The following is a 19,837-nucleotide window of genomic DNA, read 5'->3' on the forward strand; positions in this document are numbered from 1 at the left end:
AAAATACCATTGTAAATCGTAGTTTTATCTTTTAACGGATAAGATAGTATGATATTCTGGTAATATTCTTCAACTAAAAGGCATATTTTATGTATAGTTTTATACTTATGTATAGTAAGAAAACCTACCTCTGTAAAATATGTGTGTTTATAACACTTTTTAATTCTTTATTCTCCTTTGCACAAGGAACATTGAAAGATTACAAAAGATCTATTGCTGTAGACACATTGTTTAAAAACAAAACATACAATACTCCAACTGCTTTTTATTGGCAAAACAATCAATTATTTTGGTATGTAAATAATACGCCACAAGGAAAAGAGTATATAAAAGTAAACGCTTTAAGCAGTTCCCAAGAATTGGCTTTTGATCATGAGAGAATGGCTAAGAGTTTATCAATTTTAACAGAAGGTACAATTACCAGTGGGAAGATTGCTATAACAGATTTAGAGTTTAATACAGAACAAAATTCTGTCTTATTTAATACCGATAGTCTCAAAGTTAAATGTAACCTATCCGATTATACCTTAACGGTTTTAGATACTTTAGAAAAGAGCAATCGCCAGCATTACTGGGGAAGTAAAGATGATGAACGGGAAGGGGAACCAGTAGTTTCTCCAGATAAGAAGTATACTGCATATGTTAAGAATTACAATTTATATATAAAAAACATTAAGACGGAGGAAGAAACTCAGCTGAGTTATGATGGGTCTAATGGTTATTACTATTCATGGCAAATAAAATGGGCTCCAGATGGTAAGAAAATTATGGCTTACAAATTACGTCCAGCAGAAGATCATAAGATTTATTTTGTGGAGTCTAGTCCTACAGATCAGTTGCAGCCAAAGCTACAATCGAGAGATTATTTAAAACCAGGAGATCAAGTTGCATTTAGGAGTCCGCAGTTATTTTTGATTGCATCAAAAAAGCATATAAGAATTCCTACAGATGAGTTTCAGCAACAATTTCATTTAGGAACTATACAATGGCTAGAAGACAGTAGTGCTTTTAGGTTTGAATATAATGAGCGCGGACACCAAAAATATAAGGTGATTTTTGTTGATGCAACTACTGGAAAAGTACAGGTAATTATTAATGAAACCAGCCCAACTTTTATTGATTATAGCGGAAAAAAATATCGATATGATACTAGCGATGGAGCACAGATTATTTGGGCATCCGAAAGAGATGGCTGGAATCATTTATATCTATATGATGCAAAAACTGGAAAAGTAATTCGCCAAATAACAAAAGGGAAGTGGCCAGTACGGGAAGTGGTAAAAGTAGATGAAGAAAACAAGCGTATTTATTTTATTGCAAGTGGTTTAGATCAAGATCAAGATCCATATTTTAAACACTATTGTAGCATTGATTTTAATGGAAAAAACTTTAAAAGATATACTGAGGAAAATGGAAATCATAAGGTAAGTTTTTCAGATGATTATCAATATTATGTAGATCAATATTCAAGGGTAGATATGCCACCTGTTACTTTATTGAAAAATCAAAAAGGTGAAATAATAAAAGAATTGCAAAAAGCTGATATTTCAGAACTTTTAGCAACTGGATGGAAGTCTCCCGAAGTTTTTAATGCAAAAGGAAGAGACGGGAAAACCGATGTTTGGGGAATTATAGTTCGTCCAACAAATTTTGATCCTTCAAAAACATACCCAATTATTGAATACATTTATGCGGGACCTCATGATTCTTTTGTGCCAAAAAGTTTTCAAAGTCATTATTGGTCGATGTCTTCTTTGGCAGAGCTGGGCTTTATTGTGGTTCAAATAGACGGTATGGGAACCTCCAATCGTTCCAAAGCTTTTCATAATGTTTGTTGGAAAAATCTTAAAGATGCAGGTTTTCCTGATAGAAAATTATGGATGCAAGCAGCAGCAAAGAAATATCCATATATGAATATTGAAAAAGTTGGAATTAGAGGAACTTCTGCAGGCGGACAAAATGCAGGTGCAGCCTTAGTTTTTAATTCTGATTTTTATGATGTGGCAGTAGCTTCTTGTGGTTGCCATGATAACCGTATGGATAAAATTTGGTGGAACGAGCAGTGGATGGGATTCCCAATTGGACCTCAATATGCAGCATGTTCAAATATTGAAAATGCAACCCAAATGGAAGGAGATCTAATGTTGATTGTTGGGGAGGTAGATGATAATGTGGACCCTGCTTCAACATATCAGTTTGCAAATGCTTTAATTAAAGCAGGAAAAAATTTTGAATTAGTGGTAGTTCCAGGAATGGGACATTCATCTGGAGGAACATTTGGAGATAAAAAACGTAAGGATTTCTTTGTGAAAAAATTATTAGAAGTAGATCCTCCTTCTTGGGATGAAATATACAATTAGAATCTTTTAAACCTTTTTAGAAAGTTTATTGCCTAGACTGTTCTATCGAAATAATTAAAACACTAGAAACAATTAATTGAGAAAATTAAAATAGATGAAAACATACAAATTATTACTATGTACAATGTTAGTTTTTTTAACCTTAAGTACATCAAAAGTATTAGCGCAAAGTGGGGATCAGATTCTTGATGGAATTGGAGAAACAGGATTAATTGCCCGTTATGTTTTTAATGGAGATGCAAAAGATTGGTCTAGAAATAATTTACATGGAGAAATTCATGGTGATGGATTTCAATTTGTAGATGATACTAAGTTTGGGAAAGTACTTTCATTATCAGAAAAAGGTAAAAATTATATAGAACTTCCAAAAGGGACTGTTGCTAATGAGGAATCTATAAGTATAACAGGTTGGTTATACCTAACTTCTTCTAATGCAAATCAGTATTTTTTTGACTTTGGGGAAAGCAACAAAGCACATTTTTTTGTAGCACCTACAGGGACTAAAGAGAATGATGGCTTGGTTGCAGAAATAACAACAGCCAAAGGAGCTATGTACCAAACACTTTCATCTGGAGTAAAAGTAAACGAATGGAATCATGTGGCTGTTACTATTAATATTCCTTCAAAAACTATTGCTACTTATGTAAATGGAAAGTTGGTAAAAGAAACTGAAAATGTTGAGGTTATACTAGCCGAGTTGTTCGATAATAATTCAGGAGAAAATAATAAATTTTATATAGGAAAATCGGTGTCATCTAAATCCTATCTCGATGCTAAATTATACGATTTTAGAATTTATAGAATCCCATTAAGTAAAAAACAAGTAGCTAGAATATATAAAAATGCGTTATCTGATGGGGAATCTGTTGTAAACGAACGTGAAGAACCTGAAGATAATCTACCAATTTTTTCAGAAACAACCCCACAACTTTATAACGAATACTTAACTAGTGTACCAGATATTGAAGTAGAAACTGTAGTAGGTTACCTACCTCGTTTACCTCGTTATGTAAAAGGAGTGTATAGCAATGGAATAAAAAATGAAAAAGCTAGAGTAATCTGGCCTGCGCCAAAAGACAATAGTGAGGTTAAGAAACTAGGTAGTTATACGGTAATAGGACGTGTTGCAGGAACAAATTTAAAACCTAAGGCTATTGTTACAGTAAAAGATGCAAAAATATCTGCAACACCAGATAAAACTTTAGAGGCTTTTGAGTTAGATGAGGTTTCTCTAGATGTAGATACTCATGGTCATGAATCTAAATTTATTGAAAATCGTGATAAGTTTATAAGCACTCTTGCTCAAACAAATCCAGATGCTTTTTTATATATGTTCCGAAACACTTTTGGTCAGCCGCAACCAGATGCTGCCGAGCCATTGGGAGTATGGGATTCTCAGGAAACTAAATTACGCGGACATGCAACTGGGCATTACCTAACAGCAATTGCACAGGCATATGCAAGTACGGGGTACGATAAATCGCTCCAAAATAACTTTGCCGATAAGATGGAGTATATGGTAAATACTTTGTACAAATTAGCTCAAATGTCTGGAAATCCAAAAACAAAAGATGGTTCCTATGTGGCTAATCCAACAGAAGTTCCTCCTGGACCAGGAAAATCAAACTATGATTCTGATTTAAGTGAAGATGGAATTCGAACCGATTATTGGAACTGGGGAGAAGGCTTTATAAGTGCATATCCGCCAGATCAATTTATTATGCTAGAAAATGGAGCTACCTATGGAGGACAACAAACCCAAGTTTGGGCTCCTTATTATACCCTACATAAAATACTTGCAGGTTTATTAGATATTTATGAAGTAAGTGGAAACAAAAAGGCACTAGAAGTTGCAGAAGGAATGGGGAGTTGGGTTTATGCTCGTTTGAATGAGTTGCCAACAGAAACCTTGATTAGTATGTGGAATAGATATATTGCGGGAGAGTTTGGAGGAATGAATGAAGTAATGGCTCGTTTATATAGGTTAACAGATGAAGAGAAATACTTACAAGTGGCACAATTATTTGATAATATTAAAGTGTTTTATGGCGATGCTAACCATTCAAACGGACTAGCAAAGAACGTAGATACTTTTAGAGGACTCCACGCCAATCAACACATTCCTCAAATTGTGGGAGCCATAGAAATGTATAGAGATTCCAATACAGCCGAATATTACCGTATAGCCGATAACTTTTGGTTTAAAAGCAAGAACGATTATATGTATAGTATTGGTGGAGTTGCAGGAGCACGAAACCCAGCAAATGCAGAATGTTTTATCTCACAACCAGCAACTATATATGAAAATGGATTATCAGCAGGAGGGCAAAATGAAACGTGTGCTACCTATAACATGCTTAAATTAACGAGAAACTTGTTTCTTTTTGATCAAAGAGCCGAATATATGGATTATTATGAACGCGGTTTATATAATCATATTCTAGCGTCTGTAGCAGAGAAAACTCCTGCAAATACATACCATGTTCCATTAAGACCAGGTTCTGTAAAGCATTTTGGAAATCCAGATATGAAAGGGTTTACTTGTTGTAACGGTACAGCTATAGAAAGTAGTACAAAACTTCAAAATTCTATTTATTTTAAAAGTGTAGAAAATGACGCGCTTTATGTAAATCTATATGTGCCATCAACTTTACATTGGGCGGAAAAAGAGCTAACAATTACACAAAAAACTGCTTTCCCGAAAGAAGATTTTACACAACTAACTATTAATGGTAATGGAAAATTTGATTTGAAAGTTCGTGTACCAAATTGGGCTACCAAAGGTTTTATAGTGAAGATTAATGGAAAAGAGGAAAAAGTAGAAGCTATTCCTGGAAGTTACCTAACCTTAAATCGTACTTGGAAAGACGGGGATACTGTGGAATTAAAAATGCCATTTCAGTTTCATTTAGAATCAATAATGGATCAACAAAATATAGCTAGTTTATTTTATGGTCCTATTTTACTTGTTGCTCAAGAGTCTAAACCCCGTACAGAATGGCGTAAGGTTACGTTTGATAAAAACGAGATAGGAAAGGATATTTCTGGAGATCCTGAAAAATTAGAATTTATAATTGATGGAATTACTTACAAACCTTTTTATGATACTTACAATAGGTATTCTGTTTATTTAGATGTTACATTAAAGTAACCTGAAATTTATAATTAGGGTAGAGCAAGAACTTAAATACCCAAAGAACTCATAGCTATGTATGTTTTTTAATACATTAACCAAACGCATAAACAAATGATAAACCCTCGTTCACAATATAATTTTATTCTCTTATTATTAGTATTTTTTTCTTTTGAAGGACATTCTCAGGAATATTGGAATAATATTGTCAAGAAGCCTTCTAGCCTAGGATTAGAAAATGGTTTTATAGAAGTAAAAACATCAGAATTTAATTTAAAATTGGTAAAAACTTCACAAACAGTAGCTGGTTTATATCCTGTAGCAGATGCCAATTTTGATTTTACTCCCGGGGAAAGATTAGAAATTCGAGATAAGGACAGTTTGTATCATCTTGGAGATCTTAATTTAACGCTGAAAAATACACAAGGAGATTGGGTAAATTATTCATCAGCTTACAAAAGAAAGCCTGTGGAAAAACTTTCTGTTAAAGGAAATGTTTTAATGGCTTCGGATATGACCAATACTTTTCCGGAAGAACTTCCTGTAAATATTAAACGTTATTATGAGGAGGATAACGGGAATTTAATACTGCGTTTTGTCTTAAAAAATACAAGTAATGCGCCATTGGAAATTGGAGCTTTGGGAGTTCCAATGATTTTCAATAATATTTTAGAAGGAAAATCATTAGATGAAGCTCATGCAGATAATGTGTTTTTCGACCCTTATATTGGAATGGATGCAGGGTATTTGGAAGTTAAGCATTTAAGCGGAAAAGGTTCCGCTTTATTGGTACTCCCCGAAGAGAATATGCCTTTTGAGACATACAGACCTTTGTTGGACGACCCCACTCGAAGAAGCATAGTTTTTGAAGGATTTCATGAATGGATGTCTTTGAGTAAAGCCTATGCAGAGAATCAATGGAAAGGTGTACAGCAATGGAATAAGCCCACATCGATACTGTTAAAACCAGATGAAGAAAAAGACTTTGCGGTAAAATTTGTATTGGCAAAAAGCATTAAAAATGTTCAACAATCTCTTATCGATCATAAAATGCCAACAGCTGTTGGTGTCCCAGGATATGTGTTGCCAAAGAATGTAAACGGACAATTATTCATTAAAAATTCTTCAAAAATAAAAAATATAGCAGTTGAGCCTCAGGGAGCAATTTCTATTGAAAAAAAGCAGCAATTAAAAAGTGGTTATGTAGCATATCAAGTCAATGGACAACAATGGGGTAGAGCTCGTATAACTATTGATTATGAGGATGGAAAACAGCAAACTATAAATTATAAAATAATTAAGTCGGAAGCGGAAGTAATAGCAGATTTTGGTCATTTTTTAACAACTGAGCAGTGGTTTGACAATGAAGAAGATCCTTTTAATCGTAATCCTTCGGTAATATCTTATGATTATGAAGCAAAAAAGCAAGTAAGTCAAGATAGCCGAGCATGGATTGCAGGCTTGAGCGACGAGGGGGGAGCAGGAAGCTGGTTGGCAGCAATGATGAAGCAGTATGTACAACCAGATAAGGAGGAAATAGACAAACTATCAGAATTTGTACATAAAACTTTATGGGGTACTATACAATATGCAGAGGGTGAAAATAAATATGGAGTTAAAAAAAGTGTTTTCTATTATGAACCAGATAGCATGCCTAAAGGAACTTATAATGATACCATTAATTATAAAACATGGGCTGCTTGGAATCATAAACACGCTAACGATCCTGGGAGATCGTATAATTATCCGCATGTAACAGCTGCTTATTGGGTAATGTATCGTTTGGCTCGATATCATACAGGTTTAGTGGGAAATAAGCCGTGGGATTGGTATTTAAAGCAAGCATATCATACAGCTATAGCAATGACAGAGTTAGCTCCGTATTATGCACAATTCGGACAAATGGAGGGGACTGTTTTTTTGAATGTTTTAAAAGATTTAAAACGGGAAGGAATTAATGATTTAGCCGAGAATTTAGAATTGAAGATGAAAGAACGTGCCGATCATTGGAAGTCATTAAATTATCCCTTCGGAAGTGAAATGCCTTGGGATTCAACGGGGCAAGAAGAAGTGTTTATGTGGTCCGATTATTTTGGGTATACAGAAAAAGCTGCAATTACCTTAAATGCAGTGCTAGCATACATGCCTACCATGCCACACTGGGCATATAATGGAAATGCAAGGCGGTATTGGGATTTTCTTTATGGAGGAAAATTGTCGAGAGTAGAACGACAAATACATCATTATGGATCGGCTTTAAATGCCATTCCAATGTTAAAAGCGTATCAAAATTCTCCAGACGATTTTCATCTTCTAAAAGTGGGATATGGAGGTTTGTTAGGAGGAATTTCTAATATTACTAAAGATGGTTTTGGTCCAGCAGCTTTTCATTCGTTTCCGCAAACTTTGGAAATTGATTACCTGTCGGGCGACTATGGTTCTGGGTTTTTTGGGTATGCTATTAATTCTACTTCTTATTTAACTAAAACAGCCGATTTTGGTTGGGTTTCTTTCGGTGGAAATATTGAAAGCAATAAAGATAAGGTAGAAATGATGTTAACTACAGCCGCTAAAAATAAAGTTTTTATAGCTCCAGAAGGGTTACTAATTACTCTAGATGCTGGAAGTATTAATAAGGTAGACTATAATGAAAAAGAAAAGGAAGTAAGACTATATCTAAATCCCAAAAATGATTATACTCCTACAGCTTTTTTACAAAGTAATAAAAATGTAAATCTTCCTTTTGAAATGGATAATGGAGCTTATAAAATCCCTCTTTCAGAAAAAGAAAGTGAGATAGTAATAAAACTATAATTTGAGGCATCTTATAAATATTTATTAATTCTATTAAAATAGTTAGGGGGAAGAGTCCTTAGTTCCACGATGTAAAACACTTGTAATCAGCAAATTGTTTTTATTTGCATAAATTTAACATCACAATGTTTGATTTTGTAGACGACTGGTCATATATTTGCTCCTTCAAATTAGAATAGTTGTCAGCAACAGTTAAAAATAGAGATAAGGCAGATTACCTTTTAGACAAAGGTCTTAATATTTTATGGTCTAAAGGGTATAACGGAACAAGCGTAAACGATATTGTATCGGCTGCGGATGTTCCGAAAGGGTCTTTTTATTTTTATTTTAAATCAAAAGAGGATTTCACAGTTCATGCATTGCAACGGTATTTTTCATTAAAAAGAGCAGCTACTATTGAAGTTCTTAGTCATGAAAACATTCCTGCTGTAGAAAGGCTATTCAATTATTATAATCATAGAGTTACCATAGTGAGAGATCAATTAAATTGTTCTTTGGGTTGCATGGGTTGTAATATAGGTTTAGAAATGGCCGAACATAGTGAAAGTATTAGAACTACTATTGTTCATGAAGAACAAAAAACTAGAGAAATAATTGTTGATGTAGTAAAGGAAGCGCAAATAGACGGTAGTATTGATAAGAATATAGACGCCGCTAAAATTGTAGATTTTATAGAAGATGCTTACAAAGGAATGCTTACTTCTATGAAAGAAAACAAATGTGCAGATCCACTAAACAATTTTTTATACTTTTTGAAAACTCTTATTTTAAAATAATTTTTTTTAACTAGTAATAGACGACCGGTCAATTATAATTAAAAACAACTAAAAAAATCCGAAAAATGAAAAAGAGAAGTAAATTAATACAAATAGTGTTTGGAGTCCCCTTGCTTGCAGTACTTGTATTTGCCATCCATTCTTGTAGCGATTCTAAAGCTGCAGAACATGGAGGGAATGCATTAATGGCAACTCCATTTGTTCATCCTGTTCAAAACTCTGTAGATGATTGGGACGAATATATTGGGCGTTTTGCTGCATCTGAAAGAGTTGAGGTTCGTTCACGTGTAAACGGGTATATCGAATCGGTAAATTTTAAAGATGGGGATATTGTAAAAAAAGGACAAGTACTTTTTGTAATCGATCAAAGGCCATTTTATATTGAATTAAAACAAGCCGAAGCCGAAAAATTAAGAGCCGAAGCCGATCTTAACCGAACCACAAGTGATTACAACAGAATAGAATCGGTTAAAGATTCTCGTGCGGTATCTTTAGAAGAAGTAGAACAACGTAAACAAATTGCTAAATCTTCAGAGGCACAATTAATGGCTGCCAATGCACGACTAGAGCAGGCTAAACTTAATCTGAGCTATACAGAAATTAAGGCGCCTATTAGTGGGAAAATTAGTGACGACTTTATAGATGCTGGAAATTATGTAACTGGAGGTGTTGCCAATGCCACTCCGTTAACTACCATTGTGAAAATTAATCCTATTCACTTTTATTTTGAAGGAAGTGAAAACGATTTTGTTAATTATAATAGCAATTCTAATACCCCAGTAGCAGTAAAGCTTTCAACAGAGGGAGAATATAGCAGAGCAGGGGTGCTGGATTTTGTTGATAATGAGGTTAATAGAAATACAGGAACCATTAGAGGGCGCGCAGTTTTTGATAATGAAGATCTAAAAATAGAATCTGGAATGTTTGGGAGATTACGACTTATGAAGGGGAATTCCTCAGCAATTTTAATCCCAGAAGAAGCTATAAGTACCAATCAATCCAATAAAGTAGTGTATGTAATTGCTGAAGATAGCACGGTGCATGCTAAGCCTATTAAACTAGGGAAACTTTTTAAAATGAAGTACCGAATAGTGAAAGAAGGACTTACTTTGGATGATAAAATTGTTACTGGAAATCTTTTAAAAATTAGACCAGGTATGAAGGTAGCTCCTTCAGAAGATAATTTTAAAATTCAACAAAACACTAAAAGTGTGGCCTATAAGTAAATTTCAATAACTCTCATGTAGTTGTTTTTTTGATGGTTAAAAGGACTTAGTTAAAAAGCTAATTTTTAATCATCTGTAAAAGAGTCTCTTATCATATTTTTTGATTTGAGGGAGGCTCTTTTTTTGTCAAAATCCAATAAAAATATAAAGAAAATAAAATGAAATTCACGCATACTTTTATAGAGCGTCCAATATTGTCAATCGTGATATCTATTATATTAATGATAGTTGGTGGATTGGCGTATTTTTCGCTACCTGTTTCACAGTATCCAGAAGTAGCTCCTCCAACAGTAGTAGTGAGGGCAACCTATCCTGGAGCTAGCGCAGAAACGATTTCCAAAACGGTGGCAACGCCTTTGGAACAAGAAATTAATGGAGTTGAAGGAATGATATACATGGCATCTCAAGCTACAAATGATGGTGTTATGGAATTAACAATCACTTTCAAACAAGGGGTAGATGTAGATAATGCCCAAGTATTGGTGCAAAATCGTGTGGCTATTGCAGAACCTAGATTGCCAGAACCCGTAAGACGATTGGGAATTACAACACAAAAAAGTGCTCCCGACCTTATGTTGGTTATCCATTTAATATCTCCAGAAGAGACTTATGACCAAACATATCTTGCAAATTATGCTAATTTTCAAATTATAGATAAACTTTCAAGAATTGATGGGGTTGGAGCTGTAAGAATGTTTGGAGGCGATCAATACTCCATGAGAATCTGGTTGAATCCAGATTTAATAGCAAATTTGGATATGACACCAAATGAGGTGTTAACTGCTTTAAGAGCTCAAAATGTTCAAATTGCGGGAGGAACTTTAAATCAGCAACCTTTAACTACCCAAAACGCTTTTGAAATTAATATTCAAACACAAGGAAGATTAAATTCAATTGAAGAATTTGAAAATATCATTATTAGAAATGGAGAAGATGGGGCATTAGTTCGTGTTAAAGATATTGGACGTGTAGAGTTAGGATCGGCAAGCTATGCTACCAAAGGGTATTTAAGTAAATATCCTGCTGTAGCCTTACCAGTTTTTCAGCGCCCAGGAACCAATGCGTTAGAAACAGCAGATGCTTTGATCAATACCATGAAAGAAGCATCAAAAGATTTTCCAGAGGGGATAGAGTATCGTATTGCATACAACCCAACGGAGTTTATTCAACAATCAATCGACGAAGTAGGGGGAACTATTTACGAAGCCGTAATTTTAGTAGTATTGGTAATTATATTATTCCTACAAACATGGAGAGCGGCTATTATACCAATCCTTGCAATCCCTGTTTCGCTTATTGGAACTTTTGCCGTAATGCAAGCTTTAGGGTATTCTCTTAATAGTTTAACACTGTTTGGATTAGTGCTAGCCATAGGAATTGTGGTAGACGATGCCATTGTGGTGGTTGAGAATATGGAGCGAAACCTTAGAGAAGGAATGGGGGTAAAGCAAGCTGCTCAAAAAACAATGAATGAAGTAGGGGGAGCATTGGTAGCAATGGGACTAGTGCTTGTTGCTGTATTTTTACCTACCATATTTTTAAAAGGAATTAGTGGTCAGTTTTACAGTCAATTTGGAGTAACCATAGCTGTTGCAACCATGATTTCTGTTTTTGTTTCGCTTACATTAAGTCCTGCAATTGCAGCCAAAGTGATGAAAAAGCACGATGACTCTCCTAAGCATTCTAATGTTGCAGCACAAGGTTTTATAACTAAATTCTTTGATAAGTTTAATCAGTTAATGGATTGGACATCTAATAAATACGCACAATTAACGTCAAGACTTATCAATATAAGAAAAGGAGTAATGCTAGTGTATTTAGGACTTATAGCTTTAACTGTTTTTGCTTTTTACAAGGTGCCTACTGGGTTTATTCCAGAACAGGATCAAGGATATTTTATTACTGTAATACAGTTACCTCCAGGTTCTTCGCTAGAGAGAACAGACAAAGTTGTAAATAAAGCAATAGACAGTGTACTTAAAGTTGATGGGGTAAAAGACGCGGTTGCATTTACAGGATTTGATGCGGCAACATTTACAAATTCATCAAATGCAGGGGTAATTTTTACTGCATTGGAAAGTTTTGAAGAACGTAATGATAAAGGGGTTACCTATGAAGGGATTCAACAGTCTTTAACTAGTTCGTTAAGTAAGATGACAGATGCTTACGTTATTGTTATTCCACCTCCACCTGTAAGAGGAATTGGTAATGCTGGTGGATTTAAATTGATGTTGCAGGACAGAGGTGGATTAGGCAATGAGCAATTGTTAAAATCGGCTTATGAGCTTATGGGAGCTGCTAATCAAGATCCGACAATGACAAATGTCTTTACATTTTTTAATACCAGTTCGCCTCAATTATTTTTTGATCTCGATAAAGAAAAAGCTCAAAAGCTGGGTGTCCCAATTGAAGAAGTTTCAAGCGCTTTAGAGGTTTATTTGGGCTCTGCATTTGTAAATGATTTTAACCTACAAGGGAAAACATTTAGAGTAACCGCCCAAGCCGATGGAGAGTTTAGATATACTCCAGAGGATTTGGAGCACATTAGAGTTCGAAATAAATATGGAAATATGATTCCTTTGAGTGCTGTTGGAGATCTAAAAGATATTTCTGGCCCAGCACGTGTACCTCGGTACAATTTATATCCTTCTTTGGCACTTACAGGAAACACTACTCCTGGGCATAGTTCTGGAGAATCTTTGGATGCTATGGAACAACTAGCAGCGCAGATATTACCAGATGGTATTGATTATGAATGGACTGAAATTGCATATCAGCAAAAAAGTACAGGTAATACAGCAGGAATAGCCTTTGCATTGGCCGTTTTATTTGTTTTTCTACTATTAGCTGCTCAGTATGAAAGTTGGGTATTGCCATTGGCTGTAATTCTTATTGTGCCTATGTGTTTACTATCGGCAATGTTTGGAGTAGGAATAATGGGAATGGATAATAATATTTTAACACAAATTGGATTGGTTGTGCTAGTAGGGTTAGCTAGTAAAAATGCTATTCTAATTGTAGAATTTGCAAAGCAACTTGAAGATAGAGGGTATAGTTTGCAAGAAGCGGCAAAAGAGGCTGCAAGGTTAAGATTACGACCTATTTTAATGACCGCCTTTGCTTTTATTCTTGGGGTAATTCCTTTGGTTACAGCAACGGGAGCAGGAGCAGAAATGAGACGCTCTTTAGGAACGGCAGTTTTTAGTGGAATGTTGGGAGTAACATTGTTCGGATTACTATTTACTCCTGTGTTTTATGTGCTTTGTAGAAAAATGGTCTTAAAAAAAGCAACCGTAGATGTTAAGTAAAAAAATAAAAATGAATCAGATATTTATAAAAACTATATTGATTTTGATAGGATTCTATCAGTCAATTGGATATAGTCAAGACAGTACCTCCACATGGAAATGGGATGTGCCAGAGCAGACAAATGAGGTGCTGTATATAGGAACGGACACCATATCTAAAAAAGCAGCTCCTGTTATTGAAACAGACAAATGGTGGGAAGCTTTTGGTTATAAGGAATTGGATAGTTTAATAGCCTTGGCATTGCAAAATAATGAAGACTTGAAGATAGCGCAGGCTAGAGTAGAACAGGCAATAGCGCAGAAAAGAATAGCATTTTCATCATTATTACCAACGTTGCGTTTGGAGCCTTCGGTTGCTAGACAAGAGTTCTCGGCTAATAGACCAAACCCTTTTGGAGGTCAATTAGATAGGGTAACTATTAATACTTTTGATATTCCACTTACGGTAAATTATGAGCTCGATGTGTTTGGTAAGAACATTGATAATGTAAAAGCAAACCGTTTGGCAGCCGATGCAAGTGTTGAAAGTAGAAAAGATATTTTACTACAGGTAATTACAGAAGTGGCTCAAAATTATTTCTTGTTATTACAGGTTGATGCTGAAAAGGATCTTTTAAAAGAAACAGAAAAAACAAGGTTGAATAATTTAGAAATAACCACAACTCGTTATGAAGCAGGTTTGGTAAGTCAGATTGATGTTTTAAGAGCTAAAACTGAATTGTCATCGGTGCAAGTTCAAATAAAAAGGATTCATAAACTTAGAACCGAAATCGAACTTATTTTAGCACCATTGGTTGGAGTAGATGCAAGTAATTTCAGTATACATAAAACACAAATTAGCTATATGCCACCAGATTTGATCTTTTTGGAAAAGGACTCTTTAACTGCTACACGCCCCGATTTAAAATCTGCTAAACTCATGTTTGAATCATCTAAAAGTTTGGTAAAGAATCAATGGAAACAATTATTACCATCATTTTATCTAAATGGCGCCTTCGGTTACTTGTCGGGTGACAGTAATAATTGGATTGAGAATGATAGTAGAACATGGGTAGCAGGAGTTTCGGCTTCCTTACCAATTTTTGAAGGTGGAAAAAAACGTGCAGAAATTAAACTTAGAAAAAGTGAGTTAAAACAAGCAGAAGCTGCTTACAATCAAAATGTTCTAGTGTCTTATAGACAAGTAGAAAATTCCATTTCTAATATTAAATGGGTGCATGAACAATTGCTGGCACAACAAGAATTTGTAAAAGCAGCAAATAACGCGGCAGAGTTAACAAATGAAAGGTATAGAAAAGGGCTTATTAATTATATAGATGTTGTAGATGCAGAACGACAAGCTTTGGAGGCCGAACAATTAAGTGTTCAGCTTTTTGGGCAAGAACTTAAAGAGCGAGTGTCTTTGTTTAAAGCCTTAGGATTACTTCCTGATTCTGTAGTGGATTAGCTTGTGTAAAAACTTGTTTTAAGTGGGTTGAATTTGTTTCTTTATAAATCCCTCGGAATTTATTTTCGGGGGATTTTTATATTTTAAAAGTAAATCCATCTTCCACTTTTTTGTCATATTTTTCTTTATCAAATTGATATAGAAAAGAACCTTTTCTAGAGGAAGACATATCTTTTTCTGTCAACTTTATAAGGATGTCCAAACCATTTATTTTATTGATAAAATTTCTTTTATCAAGCTCTTCATCTAAAATAGCTTCATAAAGTTTTTGAAGCTGTCTCATTGTAAATTTCTCAGGTAATAATTCAAATCCAATAGGTTTGTTTGAAGTTCGATAGCGCAAACGCCTAATAGCATGGTTTACCATTTGGTCATGATCAAAAATTAATTTTGGAGCCTCAGAAATACTAAACCACCTAGCAGAATATTGCTCAATTAATTCTTGGTTATGCTCTTCAATGTTGATAAGGGCATAGTAGGCTACAGAAACGGTTCGTTCAGCTGGATCTCTGTCCACTTTACTAAAACCATACAATTGCTCCATGTAGATATTATGGAATCCCGTTAAATGATGCAAAATCCTATTTGCCGAATCATCTAACGTTTCATTGCGTTTTAAAAATCCACCCATAAGAGACCACTTTCCTTTTTCAGGCTCAAAATCTCTTTTAATCAATAAAATTTTAAGTTCTTCTTTGTCAAACCCAAAAATGATACAATCTACGGCAAGTAATACCTTATCTTCTTTACTATAATTATTTAACATGTGGGGTAGATTTTCACAGAATACGGGTAAAATTACATTTTTTTTAAAAATAATCAATGAATTCAAATTTTAATACCACATAGCTAATTTAATTTTCCAGAGTTTGTTGAAGAATTTTGGGTTGAGGTTATTTTGCTTAAACACTTCTTGGGCTTGCTCTGAGGTAGTTAGTTTTGTAACTGCTAAAATTTATTTTTATTAGGGTTTGTTTATTTTTATAACATTAAAAAAACGAATTGTTTAATAAATCATTTGTTTTTATGAAAAATTATTAATTAATTTGGAAATGTAAAAATAACACTTATAAATTAACCTATATGATTTCAAAAAAAAATATAAAATCAAGAGGTATTGTATTGATACTTTGCCTTCTTTTAGCAGGAGTCACTTGTGCACAAACTACAGTTACTATACAAGAAAAGGAAAATGCTCCCACAATAAGTAAGCATATTTATGGGCATTTTGCAGAGCATTTAGGCCGTTGTATTTACGGGGGTTTTTATGTAGGCGAAGACAGTAATATTCCTAATACAAACGGGGTGCGTACAGATATTATTGAAGCACTTAAAGAGCTAAAAGTACCAAATTTACGTTGGCCAGGAGGTTGTTTTGCAGATACGTATCATTGGAAAGATGGTATTGGAGCTAAAGAAGACCGACCTACTATTGTGAATCAATGGTGGGGTGGGGTAACCGAAGATAATAGTTTTGGAACCCACGATTTTTTAAATTTATGTGAGGCTTTGGGGGCAGAACCTTACTTGGCAGCTAATATTGGGAGTGGAACCGTAAAAGAGTTTACCGATTGGATCCAATATGTAAATCACGACGGGGAGAGTCCGATGGCAAACCTTCGTAAAGAAAATGGGAGAGATAAACCTTGGGGAGTAACTTATTGGGGAGTAGGTAATGAAATGTGGGGTTGTGGTGGTAATATGACTCCAGAATATTACGCAAATCTGTATCGTCAATACGCTACTTTTATGAGTAGCTGGAATAATGATAAAGGGATTTACAGAATTGCTTCTGGAGCAAATGTAGACGATTATCATTGGACAGAAGTTTTAATGAGAGACATTCCAAAGCATCTTATAGAAGGTGTGGCATTACATTCTTATTCTTTTGTAGAATGGAATGATAAAGGTCCTGCAGCTAATTTCAATGAAAAGCAATATTTTAAAACTATGGAGCGTGCATTGAATATGGAGACTTTAATAACCAAGCATGTTGCTGTAATGGACAAATATGATCCTGATAAAAAAATAGACTTGATAGTAGATGAATGGGGTGGCTGGTATAATGTGGAAGAAGGAACTAATCCTGGTTTTTTATACCAACAAAATACTATGAGAGATGCCATGATTGCTGGGGCAACACTTAATATTTTTAACAATCATAGTGAACGTGTTAAGATGGCTAATTTAGCGCAAACCGTAAATGTTTTACAAGCAGTTATTCTTACTGATGATGAAAAAATGATTCTTACACCAACTTATCATGTAATGAAAATGTATGCGGTGCACCAAGATGCAACCTTGTTACCAATAGATTTAAAATCTGATAAATATGAGTTTGAAGGAAATTCAGTTCCAGCAATATCTGCGTCTGCATCTATTAATAAAGAAGGAGTAGCACATGTTTCTTTGGTAAATGTTGATATGAACAAAGCACATAAGATTACGCTAGATTTTCAAAAAATGAAGCTAAATAAGGCAACAGCCAACATCTTAACTTCTGCTAAAGTTCAGGATCATAATTCATTTGAAAATCCAAACAAAATTGTAGTAAAAGAGTATGAGGATTTTAAATTTAAGAAAGGAATCCTCGAACTTGAAGTTCCTGCTTTTTCAGTAATCGTTTTTGAAATAAAATAATTATGAGAGTAAAATTATATAGTGTGTTTCTATTTTTTATAGGAACATTATTAACAGAAGCTCAAGATCAAGAAAATTTTAATAATCCAATTATTAAAGACAAGTTTACGGCAGATCCTGCGGCATTGGTACATAACAACACAGTGTATTTATATGCTGGGCATGATGAGGCTCCAAAAGATTTTCATTTTTATAAAATGGATGAATGGTTGGTATACTCATCTACAGATATGGTAAACTGGAAAGAGCATCCAGTACCTTTAAAACCTTCCGATTTTAAATGGGCTAAAGGAGATGCTTGGGCTGCACAGGTAATTGAAAGAGCTGGTAAGTTTTATTGGTATGTTACGGTAACTCATAAAAACATACACGGAAAAGCAATTGGTGTAGCTGTTTCCGATTCTCCAACTGGACCTTTTAAAGATGCTTTAGGAAAGGCTTTAGTAACTAATGATATGACTACCGAGCATACAGATATAAGTTGGGATGATATTGATCCTTCTGTTTTTATAGATGATGATGGGCAAGCCTATTTATATTGGGGTAATACAGCTTGTTATTATGCCAAATTAAAAGAAAATATGATAGAATTTGATGGTCCCATCCATACGGTAGACCTTCCTAAATTTACAGAAGCTCCTTGGATACATAAAAAAGGAGACTGGTATTATTTGTCTTATGCATATGGTTTTCCTGAAAAAACAGCCTATGCTATGAGTAAATCTATTACTGGTCCATGGGAATTTAAAGGAATTTTAAATGAAGTTGCAGGAAATACAAACACAAACCATCAAGCCATAATTGAGTATAAAGGAATCCCATATTTTATATATCATAATGGAAGTATTGAACCTAATGGGGGGAGTTTTAGGCGTTCTGTTTGTATAGACCGCTTATACTATAATGAGGATGGAACTATTAAGAGAATCCAAATGACTTCTGAAGGAATTCAAAATAATGATTGAGTAATGAATCCTTCATAAAGGGATTAAGTATAGCCAAAGTAATTGTTTCCATAAAATAAAATGAATAAAGCAGAGATTTTTATTAGGGAGTCATTCTTTGTGAAATTATATAAAATATTTAAAATGAGATGCTTAAACTAAAGTTATTTGCATGAAATTATTTTTTCAATTATGTATTGTACTGTTTTCAGCAGGAATTTTGGCTCAAGATATTATGGTTCATGATCCTGTAGTTGCCAAACAAGGAGATACATACTATCTTTTCTGTACAGGAAATGGAATTTCAAGTTACAGTTCTAAAGATTTAAAAGATTGGAAGAAAGAACCAGCCGTATTTCAGCAAAAACCAACATGGACAGATAGTGTTGTTCCTAATTTTAAAAATCATATTTGGGCACCAGATATTTCTTTTCACAATGGAAAATACTATTTATATTATTCGGTTTCAAGCTTTGGAAAAAATACTTCTGCAATAGGTGTAGCAACAAATACAACCTTAGATGCTACTGATGCCAACTATAAATGGGAAGACGCAGGAATTGTTGTACAATCGGTTCCCAATCGGGATATGTGGAATGCTATTGATCCAAATTTAATATTTGATGAAAACAATACGCCATGGTTGTCTTTTGGTTCTTTTTGGGAAGGTTTAAAATTGGTAAAATTAAGCAAGGATTTAAAATCGGTTGCTAAACCCGAAGAATGGCACACCCTTGCAAGACGAGAAAGAGACTTTAAGATTCCCGATAATGATCCTGGAAATGGAGCTTTAGAAGCACCCTTTATTTTTAAGAAAAACGGATATTATTACCTGTTTTTATCGTGGGATTTATGTTGTAGAGGTAAAGAAAGTACCTATAAAATTGTAGTTGGAAGGTCTAAAAAAGTAATGGGGCCTTATCTAGATCAAAATGGGAAATCATTAGTAAATGGAGGAGGTACCTTAGTATTAGAAGGGAATAAAAACTGGTATGGTTTAGGACATAATAGTACCTATACTTTTGATGGAAAGGATTATTTGTTTTTCCATGCTTATGATGCTCAAGATAATGGAAAACCTAAGCTAAAGGTATTAGAATTGCAATGGGATGAGGAGTTATGGCCTAAAATAGATAAGGATTATTTAGATTAACTTGTTTTTTAAAATTAAAAATGTAAATTGCACACT

11 protein-coding genes are annotated in these 19,837 nt (G+C 34.2%); 10 read left to right on the forward strand and 1 reads right to left on the reverse strand.

The window, feature by feature from the left end:
* The first annotated feature begins 89 nt into the window (after nucleotides 1-89).
* The 7 genes from AC13CQ_RS02980 (at nucleotide 90) to AC13CQ_RS03010 (ending at nucleotide 15,064) form a co-directional block, all read left to right on the forward strand.
* Nucleotides 90-2,360 carry a S9 family peptidase gene (locus tag AC13CQ_RS02980; protein WP_474506926.1) on the forward strand — a complete coding sequence of 757 codons (2,271 nt, stop codon included), beginning with the start codon at nucleotides 90-92 and terminating at the stop codon, nucleotides 2,358-2,360.
* A gap of 94 nt (nucleotides 2,361-2,454) precedes the next feature.
* Nucleotides 2,455-5,511, forward strand: a complete 3,057-nt coding sequence (locus AC13CQ_RS02985) for a beta-L-arabinofuranosidase domain-containing protein (RefSeq protein WP_474506925.1) — start codon at nucleotides 2,455-2,457, stop codon at nucleotides 5,509-5,511.
* 96 nt (nucleotides 5,512-5,607) lie between these two features.
* Nucleotides 5,608-8,307: a DUF5695 domain-containing protein gene (locus AC13CQ_RS02990; protein ID WP_474506924.1), complete on the forward strand. Its 2,700-nt coding sequence runs from the start codon at nucleotides 5,608-5,610 to the stop codon at nucleotides 8,305-8,307.
* 179 nt (nucleotides 8,308-8,486) lie between these two features.
* Nucleotides 8,487-9,083 (forward strand): TetR/AcrR family transcriptional regulator, encoded by a 597-nt coding sequence (locus AC13CQ_RS02995; RefSeq protein ID WP_335587375.1) that lies wholly within the window; start codon nucleotides 8,487-8,489, stop codon nucleotides 9,081-9,083.
* A gap of 65 nt (nucleotides 9,084-9,148) precedes the next feature.
* Entirely contained in the window at nucleotides 9,149-10,309 is a 1,161-nt protein-coding gene (locus tag AC13CQ_RS03000; protein ID WP_474506923.1) for an efflux RND transporter periplasmic adaptor subunit, read from the forward strand.
* Nucleotides 10,310-10,467: 158 nt separating this feature from the next.
* Nucleotides 10,468-13,617: an efflux RND transporter permease subunit gene (locus AC13CQ_RS03005; protein ID WP_456867537.1), complete on the forward strand. Its 3,150-nt coding sequence runs from the start codon at nucleotides 10,468-10,470 to the stop codon at nucleotides 13,615-13,617.
* A gap of 10 nt (nucleotides 13,618-13,627) precedes the next feature.
* On the forward strand, nucleotides 13,628-15,064 hold the full coding sequence (locus AC13CQ_RS03010; protein ID WP_474506922.1) for a TolC family protein: 1,437 nt from the start codon (nucleotides 13,628-13,630) through the stop codon (nucleotides 15,062-15,064).
* Nucleotides 15,065-15,140: 76 nt separating this feature from the next.
* On the opposite strand, the gene AC13CQ_RS03015 is transcribed toward AC13CQ_RS03010, so the two are convergent.
* Nucleotides 15,141-15,830: an NUDIX hydrolase gene (locus tag AC13CQ_RS03015; RefSeq protein ID WP_040879682.1), complete on the reverse strand. Its 690-nt coding sequence runs from the start codon at nucleotides 15,828-15,830 to the stop codon at nucleotides 15,141-15,143.
* Nucleotides 15,831-16,147: 317 nt separating this feature from the next.
* Between AC13CQ_RS03015 and AC13CQ_RS03020 the strand changes: the two genes are divergently transcribed.
* The 3 genes from AC13CQ_RS03020 to AC13CQ_RS03030 all read left to right on the forward strand — a co-directional run bounded on the left by AC13CQ_RS03020 (nucleotide 16,148) and on the right by AC13CQ_RS03030 (nucleotide 19,801).
* Nucleotides 16,148-17,704 carry an alpha-N-arabinofuranosidase gene (locus AC13CQ_RS03020; RefSeq protein WP_474506921.1) on the forward strand — a complete coding sequence of 519 codons (1,557 nt, stop codon included), beginning with the start codon at nucleotides 16,148-16,150 and terminating at the stop codon, nucleotides 17,702-17,704.
* Between the two features lie 2 nt (nucleotides 17,705-17,706).
* Entirely contained in the window at nucleotides 17,707-18,669 is a 963-nt protein-coding gene (locus AC13CQ_RS03025) for a glycoside hydrolase family 43 protein (RefSeq protein WP_474506920.1), read from the forward strand.
* 151 nt (nucleotides 18,670-18,820) lie between these two features.
* A complete protein-coding gene (locus AC13CQ_RS03030; protein ID WP_474506919.1) occupies nucleotides 18,821-19,801 on the forward strand; it encodes a family 43 glycosylhydrolase in 981 nt (326 codons plus the stop codon).
* The last annotated feature ends 36 nt before the right edge of the window (nucleotides 19,802-19,837 follow it).

This window comes from Galbibacter sp. L-19 (assembly GCF_056857615.1).

Excerpts from the sequence above, each read along its gene's own strand:
- AC13CQ_RS02980 (WP_474506926.1), top strand. The coding sequence starts at position 90 with ATGTATAGTTTTATACTTATGTATAGTAAGAAAACCTACCTCTGTAAA.
- AC13CQ_RS02985 (WP_474506925.1), top strand. The coding sequence starts at position 2,455 with ATGAAAACATACAAATTATTACTATGTACAATGTTAGTTTTTTTAACC.
- AC13CQ_RS02990 (WP_474506924.1), top strand. The coding sequence starts at position 5,608 with ATGATAAACCCTCGTTCACAATATAATTTTATTCTCTTATTATTAGTA.
- AC13CQ_RS03000 (WP_474506923.1), top strand. The coding sequence starts at position 9,149 with ATGAAAAAGAGAAGTAAATTAATACAAATAGTGTTTGGAGTCCCCTTG.
- AC13CQ_RS03005 (WP_456867537.1), top strand. The coding sequence starts at position 10,468 with ATGAAATTCACGCATACTTTTATAGAGCGTCCAATATTGTCAATCGTG.
- AC13CQ_RS03010 (WP_474506922.1), top strand. The coding sequence starts at position 13,628 with ATGAATCAGATATTTATAAAAACTATATTGATTTTGATAGGATTCTAT.
- AC13CQ_RS03015 (WP_040879682.1), bottom strand. The coding sequence starts at position 15,830 with ATGTTAAATAATTATAGTAAAGAAGATAAGGTATTACTTGCCGTAGAT.
- AC13CQ_RS03020 (WP_474506921.1), top strand. The coding sequence starts at position 16,148 with ATGATTTCAAAAAAAAATATAAAATCAAGAGGTATTGTATTGATACTT.
- AC13CQ_RS03025 (WP_474506920.1), top strand. The coding sequence starts at position 17,707 with ATGAGAGTAAAATTATATAGTGTGTTTCTATTTTTTATAGGAACATTA.
- AC13CQ_RS03030 (WP_474506919.1), top strand. The coding sequence starts at position 18,821 with ATGAAATTATTTTTTCAATTATGTATTGTACTGTTTTCAGCAGGAATT.